Annotated in this window: 9 protein-coding genes and 2 pseudogenes; 7 read left to right on the top strand and 4 right to left on the bottom strand. The window is 60.1% G+C overall.

Going from position 1 to position 15,151, the window contains the following annotated elements; translation table 11 throughout:
- Positions 1-155: 155 nt before the first annotated feature.
- Positions 156-2,543: a TonB-dependent siderophore receptor gene (locus C2E19_RS17035; RefSeq protein ID WP_129394264.1), complete on the top strand. Its 2,388-nt coding sequence runs from the start codon at positions 156-158 to the stop codon at positions 2,541-2,543.
- A complete protein-coding gene (locus tag C2E19_RS17030) occupies positions 2,533-3,897 on the top strand; it encodes an APC family permease (protein WP_129394263.1) in 1,365 nt (454 codons plus the stop codon). Before C2E19_RS17035 ends, C2E19_RS17030 begins: the two co-directional genes overlap by 11 nt.
- On the opposite strand, the gene C2E19_RS17025 is transcribed toward C2E19_RS17030, so the two are convergent.
- From C2E19_RS17025 to C2E19_RS29210, 4 genes and pseudogenes are all read right to left on the bottom strand, one after another.
- Complete coding sequence (locus C2E19_RS17025; RefSeq protein WP_129394262.1) at positions 3,894-4,355, bottom strand: DUF3574 domain-containing protein; 462 nt, start codon at positions 4,353-4,355, stop codon at positions 3,894-3,896. The genes C2E19_RS17030 and C2E19_RS17025 overlap by 4 nt on opposite strands.
- 122 nt (positions 4,356-4,477) lie before the next feature.
- Positions 4,478-5,974 carry a hypothetical protein gene (locus C2E19_RS17020; protein ID WP_129394261.1) on the bottom strand — a complete coding sequence of 499 codons (1,497 nt, stop codon included), beginning with the start codon at positions 5,972-5,974 and terminating at the stop codon, positions 4,478-4,480.
- A gap of 195 nt (positions 5,975-6,169) precedes the next feature.
- Positions 6,170-8,557 carry a DUF3772 domain-containing protein gene (locus tag C2E19_RS17015; RefSeq protein WP_129394260.1) on the bottom strand — a complete coding sequence of 796 codons (2,388 nt, stop codon included), beginning with the start codon at positions 8,555-8,557 and terminating at the stop codon, positions 6,170-6,172.
- A gap of 155 nt (positions 8,558-8,712) precedes the next feature.
- Positions 8,713-8,808: pseudogene (locus C2E19_RS29210) on the bottom strand (NADPH:quinone oxidoreductase); the annotation flags it as partial.
- A 121-nt stretch (positions 8,809-8,929) separates the two neighbouring features.
- Here C2E19_RS29210 and C2E19_RS17005 point away from each other — a divergent pair.
- From C2E19_RS17005 to C2E19_RS16985, 5 genes and pseudogenes are all read left to right on the top strand, one after another.
- Positions 8,930-9,271 carry a hypothetical protein gene (locus tag C2E19_RS17005; protein WP_129394259.1) on the top strand — a complete coding sequence of 114 codons (342 nt, stop codon included), beginning with the start codon at positions 8,930-8,932 and terminating at the stop codon, positions 9,269-9,271.
- A 100-nt stretch (positions 9,272-9,371) separates the two neighbouring features.
- Positions 9,372-10,628: a TolC family protein gene (locus C2E19_RS17000; protein WP_129394258.1), complete on the top strand. Its 1,257-nt coding sequence runs from the start codon at positions 9,372-9,374 to the stop codon at positions 10,626-10,628.
- Positions 10,625-11,872 carry an efflux RND transporter periplasmic adaptor subunit gene (locus C2E19_RS16995; protein WP_129394257.1) on the top strand — a complete coding sequence of 416 codons (1,248 nt, stop codon included), beginning with the start codon at positions 10,625-10,627 and terminating at the stop codon, positions 11,870-11,872. Before C2E19_RS17000 ends, C2E19_RS16995 begins: the two co-directional genes overlap by 4 nt.
- On the top strand, positions 11,869-14,985 hold the full coding sequence (locus tag C2E19_RS16990; RefSeq protein ID WP_129394256.1) for an efflux RND transporter permease subunit: 3,117 nt from the start codon (positions 11,869-11,871) through the stop codon (positions 14,983-14,985). The genes C2E19_RS16995 and C2E19_RS16990 overlap by 4 nt, the downstream gene beginning before the upstream one ends.
- Positions 14,973-15,100, top strand: a pseudogene (locus C2E19_RS16985) (copper-binding protein); the annotation flags it as partial. The gene C2E19_RS16990 and the pseudogene C2E19_RS16985, both read left to right, overlap by 13 nt.
- Positions 15,101-15,151 lie beyond the last annotated feature (51 nt).

Raw genomic sequence — 15,151 nt, 5'->3', positions numbered from 1 at the left:
CAATGACTTACTCTGGGGATTCTGCGCGTTACCAATATTCTTCGTTTCAACTGCCTTTAAAAATCAAAACTACAGCAGACATTGCCGCGCATTGATTGCCGACTTCTTGTTGTCGGTGACGGCCGGGTATTAACTGCGATTCAAGGAGCTGTTACATGCATTACCGTTCCCGTTCATTACTGGCCGCTGCTGTTGTAACTGCCATCTGGCAACTTCCCGTCAACGCCGAAGAAACAGCCTCCAGTGCAGAAGACGAATCGCGCCTCGGCACCGTGTTGGTGACCGGCACGCGCGGCACTTCGCGCACGGTGCTCGACTCGCCGGTGCCGGTCGATGTACTCACCGCCGAGGACCTGAAAACCGCCGGCGCCGCTGATGGCGAACTGGGCGCCGCGTTGCAGACGCTGTTGCCGTCCTTCAGCCTGCCGCGTCAATCCAACTCCGGCGGTGCCGACCATGTGCGAGCGGCGCAATTGCGCGGCATGAGTCCGGATCAGGTGCTGGTGCTGGTCAACGGCAAGCGTCGCCACACCTCGGCGGTGGTCAATGATTCGTCGAAAATCGGTCGTGGCACCGCGCCGGTGGATTTCAACTCGATCCCGATCAGCGCCATCAAACGCATCGAAGTGCTGCGGGACGGCGCCGGCGCGCAATACGGCTCCGACGCGATTGCCGGGGTGATCAACATCATCCTCGACGACGCGCCCGAGGGCGGCGAGGTCTCGACCAGTTATGGCGCCTATCACACCCATCAGGACGCGATTGGCAAGACCACCACCGACGGCCAGAACAGCGTGACCACCGCGAAGATCGGCACGCGGCTTGGCGAGGAGGGCGGCTTCATTCGTGGTGGCACCGAATACAAGGATCGCAACCCGACCAACCGCGCCGGTTTCGATGGCTTTGCCGATACCCCGAACCAGCGCAATTACGTGATGGGCGACGGCCTCGCCCGTGACGTCAACCTGTGGTTCAACAGTGAATTGCCGTTGGCCGGCGGCAAGGCCTACAGCTTCGGCACCTACAACCAGCGCCACACCACCGGCGCCGAGTTCTATCGCTATCCGTACGAGCAGCCGCAGTTCTACCCCAACGGCTACTTGCCGCAATCGCTCGGTGACAACAAGGATGTCTCCGCCACGGCCGGTTTCAAAGGCATGATCGGCGATGACTGGGACTTCGACAGCAGCGTCACCCACGGCCGCAACCGCTTCGAGGGTTCGACCCGACGCACCCTCAACGTCAGCCTCGGTGAAGACTCGCCGACCCGGTTCGATACCGGCGACTACGAACTGCGCCAGACCACCAGCAACCTCGATTTCAGCCGTGAATTGCGCCTTGGCGAGCGCTCGTTCGTGCTGGCCGTCGGCGGCGAATATCGCTACGAAAATTACCTGACCTATGCCGGCGACGAAGCTTCCTACATTGGTTCCGGAGCCGACGGCGCCAATGGCTTGCGGCCGAGCGAAGAGTCGGACCTGGACCGCAATGTGTTTGGCACTTACGCCGAATTGTCCGGCGACCTCACTGACCGCTTTTTCGTCGACGGCGCCACGCGTTGGGAGCATTACGACGATGCCGGCAGCAAGCTCACCGGCAAACTCAGCGGCCGCTACAAACTGACCGATCAGTGGGCGTTGCGCGGTGCGGTGTCGAACAACTTCCGTGCACCCTCGCTGGCGCAAAGCGGCTTTCAGAACACCACCAGCAACTTCGGCGATGGCGGCACGCTGACCGATATTCGCGTGCTCTCGGTCAACGACCCGATCGCCCGCGCGCTGGGTGCGGAGAAACTCGATCCGGAAACCTCGAAGAACTTCAGCCTCGGCCTGACTTTCCAGTTGAACGAACGCTTCGACGCGTCGCTGGACGTGTTCCGCATCGACGTCAAAGACCGCATCACCCTGTCGCAACGTATCGGCAGCGATGCCCTGGAAAACTACATCAACGACAACTTCGGTGTCGCTGGTGTGCACGACGTCAACTTCTTCACCAACGCCGCCGACACCAGCACCCACGGCGCCGAACTGGTGCTCAACTACCATCAGCCGTTCTATGACGGGGAATTGGGCCTGACCACTGCGTACACCTACAACCACACCAAAGTCACCAGCACCAAAGGCACGCCGTCGCAACTGACCGCGTTGGGCATCGGCAACGACGCGCTGGTCGGTGTTGAAGAAACCAACACCCTGACCGATGCCGCACCGAAGGATCGCTTGATCTTTTCCGCCAACTGGGCCAGCGAACATTGGGGCTTGCTCGGCCGTTTGACCCGCCAGGGCGAGACCACCCGCGTGTTCGATTTCGGCGACTCGCAACCTGAGCAAACCTATGGCGCGGTGTGGCAACTGGACGCCGAAGTGACCTACAAATTCACCCCGAAATTCAACATCGCCGTGGGTGGCAACAACCTTACCGACAACTACCCGGAGCGCTCCGGCTCGGCGATCAACTACGGCGGCAACTTGCCGTATGACGTGCTCTCGCCAATCGGCACCAATGGAGCCTATTACTACGCCCGCGCCACTTATGGCTTCTGACGCCGGGCCGAGACGGCATCTGCCGGTGTTTCAGGCGTTATTGATCACGCTGGGCATGGTGATCACGACCGACATCCTGAAAACCGCGCCGACCGTGGCACTTAACGTCGGGCCAGAACATTTCTACCTGGTGTGGGTGCTCGGCGGTGTGGCGTCGATGATCGGCGCGCTGTGTTTTGCCGAGATGGCCACGGCATTTCCGCATCCGGGTGGCGATTATCATTTTCTGCGCATGGCTTACGGCGAACGCATGGGATTGCTGTTCGCCTGGTCGCGGTTTTCGGTGATGCACACCGGATGGATCGCGTTGTCGGCATTCATGTTTGCCGATTACTTCAACGCGGTGGTGCCGTTGGGGCAGTACGGCTCGGGGTTGTTTGCCGGGGCGATCATTGCCGCGCTGGTGCTGCTCAATCTCACGGGCAAGCACATTGGTTTCATCACCCAGACGTTGTTGGTGGGCTTGCTTGCACTGGGTTTTCTGAGCATTGCCAGCGCCGGTGTCTGGCTCAAGTGGCAGGGCATCGAACCACCGGTAGCGGACGTTTCGGTCACGCCGGAGCACAGCGGTATGGCCGGATTTTCGGCGGCGATGATTTTCGTGTTTCTGGCCTTCGGTGGCTGGAGCGATGCGGCGACGTTATCGGCAGAAGTGCGCGACGGTCGACGGGGCATCTTCATCGCCATGATCGGAGCGCTGGCGGTGCTGATGAGCATCTATCTGGCGCTCAATTGGGCGTTCGTCGCCGGTCTGGGATTCGCCGGACTGGCGGCGAGCAACGCGCCGGCAGTTGAGTTGCTGAACCGTGCATTCGGCGCGCCCGGGGTCATGCTGATTCTGTTGATGGTCGGTATCGCCGCGATCGCCACTATCAACTCGACATTGCTGGTCGGCGCCCGGACTACCTACGCAGCCGCCCGCGATGTGCCGCAATTGCGCAGTTTCGGCGACTGGGACGATCGTCACGGCGTGCCGCGCAAAGCCTTGCTCGCGGAAGGCGCGGTGGCGTTGCTGTTGGTGTTGTTCGGCAGTTTCACCCAGAGCGGTTTCAACACCATGGTCGAGTATTTGACTCCGGTGTACTGGCTGTTTCTGAGCTTGAGCAGCGTCGCGTTGATCATTCTGCGGCGGCGCTTTCCCGACGTGCCGAGGCCGGTGCAGGTGCCGTTGTATCCGCTGTTGCCGCTGCTGTTTTTCGGGTTGTGCCTGTACATGCTGTATTCCAGCGTGACAGTGGTCGGCTATGGCGCGTTTCTGGGGATCGCCGTGTTGCTGGTGGGGGCGCTGATACTGGCGGGGTTGAGCCGCGTGGCGTCGACGCCTCGGCAAGCTCTTGGACCGACTTCGGACTAGAACGACACCTCGGCCGGTTGCGACAAACGCAGCACCGACAAGTCGCCGGTGATGCGTTTGTACGCGAGGCGAATCGCTTCGATGTCGCTGGAACGCTGCACGCTGTTCTCGTGCAGGATCACAATGACCTTGGTGCTCAAGCGCTCAGGTTCTTTCGCGCCTTTATCGCGCCATTGACCATACGCGTCGAGCACACTGAAGCCATCCGGGAAACGCGGCGTGACTTCCTTGTCGAGAAACTCGCGCCAGCGCGCCGGGCTGACCGCACCTTCCTTGCCATCGATCGAACCCACCGAAAAGTACAGCTCGGTGCGCAGCCATTGCGCCTGCGCCGGCCGCGCGGCGTCACCTTGCAACGTCGAACTGGCGGGATCATGGGTGTGAACGGAAACCGGAGGAGGGCTGGCACAACCGGCGACTGCGACAAACAGTGCCGCCAGTAAAAGACGTTGAGGCATGGAGCATCCTTATTGAGCGGTGGGTGAACCGCTGAAGTATAAGGGTGCCTTTCGACCGTCAATAAAGACCTAAAAAGCAGGCTGCCAGGCGTTTCGGGAATAACCCGAAACGCCTGCGGCTCTCACTCGACCGCTTCGATCTTGAACTCGCCGTAGCTGCGATTCTGGGTGAGGTCGATCGGCACGAACATCCCGTACGCCTGCAAATAGGCATACATCGCAGTGCTTTCACCGTGGCGGTAGTGCCTGCCTGTACAAGTGATGACTTTGGCGGTGCCCGTCAACGATGGAAAGAACGCACTGGCAGGCTCTTGTGCTTCCACGGCGCAGTCAAACCGTGTGTCCTCAAGTTCAGCGGCTTTCTGGTAGCGGGTGCTGGACCTTTGTTCGGTGTAGCTCAGTAGCGCACCGACTGGCATGTTCGTCCAGTCACCGGTGAATCGCAGGTCGGTGATCGCGTTTTTACGCACGGTGATGCCGTCACTGTCATTCCTGTAATCAATATCGGCGAGGTCGATCAGCCCTCGGAAAGTGATGTTTACCGATTGATGATAATTACTGTTGTAGCGTTCTGTGAGCTGCTTTCCCGGCTCGTATCCGAGGTAGCGGCTGTCCCTGCCCAAGCGTCCCAGCGTCAGTCGTTCGGGGTTGTTCGAGAGCAGGTACGACATGCCCGCCTCCTGAAGCTGTTTGCGCCGATCAGCCTCGTTGGGATCTTTGAAGATCACGCGCAAGCGTTGAATGTTGTGTTCCGGGACCGGCAATTTCAACGCTTCAATGGATTTGGTTACGGAGGACGGCAGCACTGGATCAGGCAATACGAATGGCGTTTGTTCTCGGCCCGAGAAAGGTTTCAGTGCCGCCAACACCTGTGGTGTAGCACATGCAGTTGTGAGCAATTGACGGTGGTCGGCGTTCAGGTTTTTCTCGGCGATGGCGTCAACGCTGATCGCGCCGGCTATCACGCGGTTTTGCTTATCTACGTAGAAGGTACTCAGCGAGGTCAATTGTTGTTTAGCGCAATCAGCGCTCCAGCGCCTACGCTCTTGCGCATACAGGCCATTTTCGCGGGGCAGAAGCGTTTCGCCTGCGGGTACCCGGGCAGACCAGAAGTAGATCTGGCCGTCTTTCTGATTCAGGCTGGCACGATCAATCAGCTGCCATTCCTGTAACTCCGGTGCCGAAATGACCCGCCATTGTGCCACCGGGGTCTGAGCACAAACCTGTTTGAATTGAGGACTCTGCAGAAACAGCTTTTTCTGTTCGGCAGGCATTTGCTTGTCTTCGGCTGTGCGACTGTTTCGAACAGCCGCAAACTGAAGCATGCCCTTGTTGGTCAAATGCGCCATTTGCGCATCTGGCAGATGACAGTCGGCGTTGAAGTTCGCCAGATGAAGTATTCGCCGCCCCTCAGTGGCAATCACGTAATAGCTGACGTGATCGCCATCGCGCACGATGGTATTCGGGTTGGGTTGACCAAGCATTGCCGCGTCAAACTCCATGCGCCCCAGCGCATCGAAATCGGCACTCGTCTGTTTGGGGGACGGGGGGCTCTGGCATCCGTAGAGGGCGAGGGCAAGCAAAGACAAACAACTGAAACGGCGGATCAAGGCATCCATGCAGAGGGCACACTGTCGGATTAAAAGTGATGGCACATTAACATTTCGGCAGTGACGACAAAGACTTTACCCTTTGTCTGGTACAGCGCATGACCTGTAGGAGCTGACGAGTGCAACGAGGCTGCGATCTTTTGATCTTGTTTTTATAAGGCAAGATCAAGAGATCGCAGCGTGCCGCAGCTCCTACGGGGGGTGTCAGGGGCTGCTGGGTGGGGGAGTGGCGAGGGCGATTCCCGCTGCGCCGAGGCGCTTGAGAATCTCGAACAGCAAGTCACTCTTGGTCACCCCGACGATTCTCGGGCTGCCGACATAGCCGGTCACCGTCAGAGTAATGCCGTCCGGCGACAGTTTGCTGAAACGCACGAACGACGCGGGTTTATCGAGGATGGTTTCGTTCTCGCGGTAGGTGTTGAGCAGCAGGTCCTTGACCTCTTCGGGGTCGATATCCAGCGGGAACATCAACTCCAGCGACGCCACCCCCTGAGCGCTACCGCCGAGGGTGACGTTGCGCAGGTTCTGCGAGATCAATTGCGAGTTCGGCACGATCACGATCGAGCGGTCGCTGAGCTGGATTTCCGTGGCACGCACGTTGATCCGGCGGATGTCGCCCTCGACGCCGCTGATGCTGATCAGATCGCCGACCTTCACCGGGCGCTCGGTCAGCAGAATCAGGCCGGAAACGAAGTTCTTCACGATCTCCTGCAAACCGAAACCGATGCCCACCGACAGCGCACTGACGATCCACGCCAGGTTGGTCCACTGCACGCCCAGCGACGACAGGGTCATGAGGATCACAAAGGCATAACCGATATTGGAAAACAGCGTGCTGAGCGACGCGCACATGCCCGGGTCCATGTCGGTCTTGGGCAGGAACTCGTTGTCGAGCCAGCGGCGCAGGGCGCGGATCAGCCAGATGCCGATCATCAGCGCCAACACTGCGTTGAGCAGATGTGCCGGGACGATATTGAACTTGCGCAAGCCGGCGCCGCCGAGGATCGCCATGATATTGGTCGCCAACTGCCCGAGCGTGGTGCCGATGCCGCCGACAAACAGCGCAATCACCGCCAGCAGCAACAGCGCTGCGCGGCTGAACCCGGACAACAGAATCGAGATCTGCTCGAGTCGTCGATCGCCAATGCCGAGCAATTGCTTGAGTGCTTTGCCGCTCGCATGTTTGGCTGAAAACGCGTACTCGCAACCGTCCTTGATCACCTGGATCAGCAAGTAGAAACCCGACAACACGATGTAGGCCCAGACCACTTCATAGGTGATGAACCGGCTCAACGAGATATAGCCAGTAAGCAGGGCAATCGCCGAGACCAACATCGAAATACTGGCGATGGTGTACACCACGCCGGAAAACGTACTGCCCGTCGCCGAGGCATCGTTCGCTGCGACCAGTGCCTTGCGCACTTTGCCCACGCGCAACAGCAACGACACGACAATCACCATGACCACAATCGAGATGACGCCGCGCCCGGCCACGACAATCTGGCTGCTCATGCCGGTGGAATTGCTCACCTGCACCAGCGTCACCAACACCAGCAGCGTGCCGGACAAAATGCGCGGATACGGCTTCATCGCCAGCGCCACGGGGTCGGCAATCGCAGGCAGCCGCCACGACGGATGCTGGGTCGACAACAACGCGCGGCTCAGCCCGGTGATCAGCACACAGGCATAAACCGCTTTTTCGAACTCCTCGGAAAATGTCTCCAGCACCGGCGTCAACGGCTCGTGGCGAGTGCAGGCATAGAACAGCAATTGCAGCGCAAGGCCCGTTGTAACAATCGTTGCCAGCGCCGAAGCAAACGCCAGCGCACTACGACGCAAACGCCCCTCCGGCATGCGATGAATGCATACCCATGTCAGCCCGCGCTCGGCCAGCCGGCGTCCGAACGTCCAGATAACCAGCGCCAGCAACACCAAAAAACTGGTATAGAAACGCTGCCCCGGCGCCCAGACCGTGGCCCAGGTTTCGCTGATTTGGGCGATGAAAAAACGCCAACGCTGACGATCGTCCGGCGTCGGATTGACCAGCGGCGACCAGAAATGCGGGCTCAACACACTGTGGGTGCCCAGGGTCAACTCGCTCTCGAGCAATGAGCGGCGGATACCGGCGATCTGGGTAATCAGATCCGCCGCGCTTTGCTTGAGCGCCGCCAGACTCTTTAGCGACGCGTCGATCTTGCTCTTCTGTTCCGCCAACGACGCCCGCTGCGCAACGATATCCGCCTGCTCGGCCGCGACCTCAGTCGCCGGCGCCGCGCCCAACACACTCAACTGCACGGCCAACTGCGCCTGCTGCGGCAGCAACGCCGCCGACAATTTATCGACATCGAGAATGAACGCCTGCACCCGATCCTGCGGGCCTTCGAGCTGGTTGTAGTTGTTTGCCGAGGAAATCTGTTGCTTGAGGCCGTCGAGGCGCTGCTGCAAGGCTTGCAGGTCGTTTTGTGAAATCACCGGCAGCGGCGCGACCGCGGCCACCGAAGGCGCAGGCAATTCGGCGGCCCACAGCATCGGACTGCTGCCGATGAGCAAGACGAATACCACTGAAAACAACGACTTCAAGCTGTTGCGCATGGGACGGGCCGACTCTCGATGGACACACAGTCTATGAGGTTAGGTGATCAGGCCGGATGGGGCGGAAAAGTTTCAGCGCCGGTATTCACTGGATCAGCAAAAGCCGGCCCTTCAACATGATGGACAGTCGGCTCTTCGAACAAAATATACCTTCAGACGTCGGCACCCATGCTTCTGGCGAACTCAACGTTGGCTGCGCGCACTGTCGTGAACACTTTCGCGCTCATCGCTTTTGCCAGCAGGATCGGGACAGTGAGTCGGTGGCCAATAACGCTGGCTTAATGCTCAAACGTTTATATCGCGCGCAGTCAGCGCTTTGCGGTGCTGCGAGCTGATTGTTAGTGCCCATTCCGACGGCTACACTCCAACGCCATGAAACGCTATCTGCGGTTGTTCCTCATCTTCGTGCTCAGCCTGGCGCTTCCCCTCAGCGGGATGGCGGGCGTTCAGGCACCGACAGAACCGTGCCCGATGAAGACGCTGGGCATGGCGATGATGGACGATATGGGCATGGACTGTTGCAACGACATGCAAGCCCCGATGGAACATGGCAAACCCTGCAAGCCTGGTCAGGAATGCAAGACCGGTGGCATGTTGCAAGTCTCGATCAGCAAGCCAGCAGTAACCTTGTTCAGCCCCGTAGAACTGTCTTTTTCCAGCGACTCCGTTCCTGTGCCAACCCTGTCCGGGGTATGGCGACCGCCGCGCGCCTGATTCCTGTATCGCCATTGAGCCTCATCCCGTTTTAGCGGGATGGCATAGCTGTGCGCAGGTCTTTTGACGCGCGCAGTGGATCATCACAGGAATCGTAGACATGAACTCCAAGTGCTTTTGCACAGGTTGGTCCCTCGTGGCCGGCCTCGCGGCGAGCATGCTGGCTTTGCCGAGCCTGGCCGCCACGCTGACCCTCGACGAAGCATTACGGCTGGCCGAAAACAATGCGCCGTCGCTGGCCGCACAGGATGCAAAAATTCAGGCCACCAGCAGTGCGGCTATTCCAGCGGGTGAATTACCTGACCCGAAGTTGCTCGCAGGTTTGCAGAACTATCCTATTGGCGGTCCGGATCGCTGGAGCGTCAACGACGACTTCATGACCATGCAGATGGTCGGCGTCCGGCAGGAAATGCCCAACAGTGACAAGCGCAAGGCGCGCATCGAGGTGGCCAGCGCCGCCGTTGATCGCGCTACCGCCGAGCGCCGGGTCGAACGCTTGAACGTGCGCCAATCCACGGCGCTAGCGTGGATCAGCAGCTATTCGGTCGAGCGCAAAGACGCGCTGTTTCAGGATTTCTACGCGGAAAACCGCCTGCTGGCCGATACCGTCCGGGCGCAGATTGCGGGTGGTCGCGCGCAACCGGCCGATGCTGTGACTCCCCGGCAGGAAGCGGCGCAACTGGCAGAGCAGCAGGACGATTTGATTCGCCAGCGCACGCAAGCGCGCGCGGCGTTGAAACGCTGGATCGGTGCCGCTGCCAATCAACAGCCCGTGGGCAGCTTGCCACAATGGCCGGTCGATCCTGCCAAGCTGTCCCATCAAGCACAACACCACCCCGAGCTGGCAGCGTATGGGCCGATGAGCGAGGAGGCACAAGCCAGGATTCGGGAGGCCGAGGCCGAGAAAAAATCCGACTGGAGTTGGGAGCTGGACTATCAGCACCGTGACCGTCAGTTCGGCGACATGCTCAGCGTGCAGTTTTCCTGGGACCTGCCACTGTTTCCGGACTCCCGCCAAAACCCAAAAATCGCCGCCCGGCAAGCGCAACTCAGCCAGCTGGAGGCCGAGCGCGAAGCCCTGTCACGCGAGCATACCGAGCAACTGGAAAGTCAGTTGGCTGACTACGAGCGCCTGAACCGGGCAGTCCAGCGCAATGCACAAAGTCTGGTGCCGCTGGCCAGGGAAAAAGTCGCACTGAGCATGGCCAGCTACCGCGCCGGTAAAGGCGATGTGAATACGCTTGTCGTGGCCCGGCGTGAACTCATCGAAGCCCGACTGAAACAGGTCGACGTGGAAGAGCAGCAAGCGCTGACCCGTGCGCGACTCTACTTTGCCTACGGGGAGCCGAGCCAATGAAGCTTGCATGGAATGCAGTATGGCTGGCGAGCGCTGCGCTGGTATTGGGTGTAACCGCTGGTTATTGGTTCGCACAACAACGCCTCGGCAGCGACGAGGGTGCTGTCGTCGAACCAAGCCGCAATGCCCCGGACGCGGGTAAAGCGCTGTACTGGTATGACCCGATGTACCCGCAGCAAAAGTTCGACAAACCGGGCAAATCGCCCTTCATGGACATGCAACTGGTACCCCGTTACGCCAGCGCAACCAGCGACCGCGCAGCGGTGAGCATCGATCCGGGGCTGACGCAGAATCTCGGCCTGCGCTTCGCGACGGTCACGCGTGGGGTGTTTGATTCCAGCCTCGACGTGAGCGGTGTGCTGGCTTTCAACGAGCGCGATGTCGCAGTGATCCAGGCGCGCACTCCAGGCTTTGTCGAGCGCGTTTACGCCCACGCCCCCGGCGATGTGCTCAAGGCCAACGCGGCGCTGGCGGATATTCTGGTGCCGGAGTGGGCGGCGGCGCAGACCGAGTTCCTTGCCCTCAAAGGTTTTGGTGATAGCGAATTGTTGGCGGCCGCCCGCCAGCGTTTACGGCTTACAGGCATGCCGGCGGCACTGATTGCTCAGGTCGAGCGCAACGGTAAGGTCCAACCTCATCTGACGCTGACCAGCCCCATTGCCGGTGTGCTGCAAGCGTTGAACGTGCGCACGGGAATGACCGTGGCTGCGGGTGAGACGCTGGCGACTGTCAACGGTTTGAGCTCTGTCTGGCTGGCGGTGGCCGTGCCGGAATCCGAGGCAGGGTCAATCTCTGTCGGGCAAGCGGTCGAGGCGCAATTTCCAGCCTTTGCGGGGATAAAGATCAACGGCAAAGTCTCCGCGATTCTGCCGCAAACCAACGCGGATAGCCGCACCCTGCAAGTACGCGTGGAACTGCCCAATCCGGAGGAACGCCTGAGGCCCGGTTTGACCGCGCAAGTGCGCTTGCACCCTACAACCGGACCAAGTCAGTTATGGGTGCCCAGCGAGGCGGTTATCCGCACTGGCCGGCGAACCTTGGTGATGCTTGCCGAAGACGCCGGCCGCTATCGCCCCGTGCAAGTGCAAATCGGGCAGGAAAGCGATGGCAGGACAGCCATCGTGGCAGGTCTGGAGGAGGGCCAGAAAGTGGTGACGTCGGGGCAATTCCTGCTCGACTCGGAGGCCAGCCTCAAAGGCATCGTCTCAGGCTCAGACGAAGAACAGTCGGGAGTGCAGCCATGATCGCTGCGCTCATTCGCTGGTCAGTCGCCAACCGCTTGCTGGTCTTGCTGGCAACACTGTTCGTCACGGCCTGGGGCATCTGGTCGGTGCAGAACACGCCCATCGATGCGTTGCCGGATCTGTCTGACGTACAGGTCATCATCCGCACGCCCTTCGCCGGACAAGCCCCGCAAATCGTCGAGAACCAGGTGACTTATCCGTTGGCCACCACGATGCTTTCGGTCCCGGGTGCGAAAACCGTACGGGGCTACTCGTTCTTCGGTGACAGCTTTGTGTATGTGTTGTTCGAGGACGGGACGGATCTGTACTGGGCGCGCTCACGTGTCCTGGAATACTTGAGCCAGATACAAAGTCGTTTGCCCGCGAGTGCAAAACCGGCTCTGGGGCCGGATGCGACAGGCGTCGGCTGGATCTACCAGTATGCCTTGGTGGACCGCACGGGCGGGCACGATCTGGCGCAACTGCGTGCACTTCAGGACTGGTTTCTCAAGTTCGAACTGAAGACCCTGCCCAATGTGGCGGAGGTGGCGACCGTCGGCGGCATGGTCAAACAATATCAAGTGCAGCTGGATCCGCTGAAAATGGCCAGCCTCGGTATCACTCAGGTGGAGGTCAGCGAGGCCATCGGCAAAGCCAATCAGGAAACCGGTGGCGCCGTGCTTGAGATGGCTGAGGCCGAGTACATAGTGCGTGCTTCCGGCTATTTGCGGTCGCTCGATGATTTCCGCTCAATCGCGCTCAAGCTCGGTGCAGGCGGCGTGCCGGTGACCTTGGGAGATGTCGCGACGATCCAGTTGGGGCCGGAAATGCGCCGAGGCATCAGTGAACTCGATGGCGAAGGCGAGACCGTCGGCGGCGTGGTGATATTGCGCAGCGGCAAGAATGCCCGCGAGACCATTGCCGCGGTAAAAAGCAAACTCCAGGAGCTGAAAAACAGCCTGCCGGCCGGCGTGGAAATCGTCACCACTTACGATCGCAGCAAACTGATCGACCGTGCGGTAGACAACCTCAGCCACAAACTGCTTGAAGAGTTCATCGTTGTCGCACTGGTGTGCGGGATCTTCCTCTGGCATTTGCGCTCCTCGCTGGTGGCAATCATTTCGCTGCCTGTGGGCGTGTTGATTGCTTTCATTGTCATGCGCTACCAAGGCATCAACGCCAACATCATGTCTTTGGGCGGGATCGCCATCGCCATCGGTGCCATGGTCGATGCTGCCGTGGTGATGATCGAGAACGCGCACAAGAAAATCGAGGCGTGGCACGCGGCCAATCCTGGGCAGGAACTGACCGGACAGCGACACTGGCAAGTGATGACCGACGCGGCGGCGGAGGTCGGTCCCGCACTGTTTTTCTGCCTGTTGATCATCACGCTGTCATTCATTCCGGTGTTCACACTGGAGGCACAGGAGGGCCGGTTGTTCGGCCCGCTGGCGTTCACCAAAACCTACGCCATGGCCGCAGCGGCGGGACTCTCGGTGACGCTGGTGCCGGTACTGATGGGGTATTGGATTCGCGGGAAAATTCCGGGTGAACAACAGAACCCGTTGAACCGCTGGCTGATCCGGATCTACCAACCCGCCCTCGATGCGGTGCTGCATCGGCCCAAAGTCACTCTGCTGGTGGCGCTCTTGGTGTTTGTCAGTACGTTGTGGCCACTGTCGCGTTTGGGCGGCGAGTTTCTCCCGCCGCTGGATGAGGGCGATCTGCTCTATATGCCGTCGGCGCTACCGGGACTGTCGACGCAGAAGGCTGCACAATTGCTGCAACAGACCGATCGCCTGATCAAGACCGTGCCTGAAGTCGAGCACGTTTTCGGTAAGGCCGGACGCGCCGAGACCGCCACCGACCCGGCTCCCCTGGAAATGTTTGAAACCACGATTCAGTTCAAGCCCCATGAGCAATGGCGAGCGGGCATGACCGAGGAAAAACTGGTGGAAGAACTGGATCGTGTGGTGCGTGTACCAGGCCTGACCAACATCTGGATTCCGCCGATTCGCAACCGCATCGACATGTTGGCAACCGGCATCAAGAGTCCGATCGGTGTGAAAGTTGCCGGCACGCGGCTGATGGACATCGATGCCGTCACCCAGGCAGTTGAACGCGTGGCCAAAGACGTGCCCGGTGTCAGCTCGGCTTTGGCAGAACGCCTGACGGGCGGGCGTTATATCGACGTGGACATCGACCGTAAGGCTGCTGCCCGTTACGGGATGAACATCGCTGATGTGCAATCGATCGTGGCCGGGGCAATAGGCGGTGAAAACGTCGGTGAAACCATTGAAGGGTTAGCGCGTTTCCCGATCAACGTGCGTTATCCACGCGAGTGGCGCGACTCGCCTGCGGCCCTGGAGCGATTACCCATTTACACCCGCTCAGGCAGCCAGATCACCCTCGGCACTGTTGCGAAAATCAGCATCACCGATGGCCCGCCGATGCTCAAAAGCGAGAATGCCCGGCTTTCCGGCTGGGTGTACATCGATGTGCGCGGGCGGGACATTGCGGCGGTGGTCGCCGATCTGCGCCGGGCCGTCAACGAGCAGGTCACGTTGCAACCGGGCATGAGCCTGAGTTACTCGGGGCAATTCGAGTTTCTCGAACGCGCCAACGCGCGACTCAAACTGGTGGTGCCGGCCACGCTGTTGATCATTTTCGTGCTGCTCTACCTGACTTTTTCGCGGTTGGATGAAGCGCTGCTGATCATGGCCACGCTGCCCTTTGCCCTGACTGGCGGGGCTTGGTTTCTCTACTGGCTGGGCTACAACCTGTCGGTGGCGACCGGTGTCGGTTTCATCGCATTGGCCGGTGTTTCTGCCGAGTTCGGCGTGATCATGCTGCTCTACCTGAAGAATGCCTGGGCCGAACGTGAAGCCCTTGGCGACAGCTCTGAGCGCGGACTGGTGGCCGCCATTCGTGAAGGCGCGGTACAGCGGGTTCGCCCCAAGGCCATGACGGTGGCCGTGATCATCGCCGGTCTCTTGCCCATTCTTTTGGGCAGTGGCACGGGCAGCGAAGTGATGAGTCGCATCGCCGCGCCCATGGTCGGCGGTATGGTCACGGCGCCGTTGCTGTCCCTGTTCGTCATCCCGGCGGCTTATCGCTTGATGCGCCGCCGATGACCATGGCCTTTTCTGCGTCGGCAGATCAGTTGACAGGGTTTGAGGCAGGCGACCGCGTGACGTTTTTTTCCAGATGGAGGGCGGCAAAGCGACGATTGTTTCGATGAAGAAATAAGGCACTGATGGTGTTGAACCCCGGCCCGCAGGAGCGTGCCGGGATTTTTGT

The organism is Pseudomonas sp. DTU12.3 (assembly GCF_004124275.1).
GTDB classification, from domain to species: Bacteria; Pseudomonadota; Gammaproteobacteria; order Pseudomonadales; family Pseudomonadaceae; genus Aquipseudomonas; species Aquipseudomonas helmanticensis.
This window is presented reverse-complemented; position numbering and strand designations above follow the sequence as displayed.

Excerpts from the sequence above, each read along its gene's own strand:
- C2E19_RS17005 (WP_129394259.1), top strand. The coding sequence starts at position 8,930 with ATGAAACGCTATCTGCGGTTGTTCCTCATCTTCGTGCTCAGCCTGGCG.
- C2E19_RS17000 (WP_129394258.1), top strand. The coding sequence starts at position 9,372 with ATGAACTCCAAGTGCTTTTGCACAGGTTGGTCCCTCGTGGCCGGCCTC.
- C2E19_RS17020 (WP_129394261.1), bottom strand. The coding sequence starts at position 5,974 with ATGGATGCCTTGATCCGCCGTTTCAGTTGTTTGTCTTTGCTTGCCCTC.
- C2E19_RS17025 (WP_129394262.1), bottom strand. The coding sequence starts at position 4,355 with ATGCCTCAACGTCTTTTACTGGCGGCACTGTTTGTCGCAGTCGCCGGT.
- C2E19_RS17015 (WP_129394260.1), bottom strand. The coding sequence starts at position 8,557 with ATGCGCAACAGCTTGAAGTCGTTGTTTTCAGTGGTATTCGTCTTGCTC.
- C2E19_RS17030 (WP_129394263.1), top strand. The coding sequence starts at position 2,533 with ATGGCTTCTGACGCCGGGCCGAGACGGCATCTGCCGGTGTTTCAGGCG.
- C2E19_RS16995 (WP_129394257.1), top strand. The coding sequence starts at position 10,625 with ATGAAGCTTGCATGGAATGCAGTATGGCTGGCGAGCGCTGCGCTGGTA.
- C2E19_RS16990 (WP_129394256.1), top strand. The coding sequence starts at position 11,869 with ATGATCGCTGCGCTCATTCGCTGGTCAGTCGCCAACCGCTTGCTGGTC.
- C2E19_RS17035 (WP_129394264.1), top strand. The coding sequence starts at position 156 with ATGCATTACCGTTCCCGTTCATTACTGGCCGCTGCTGTTGTAACTGCC.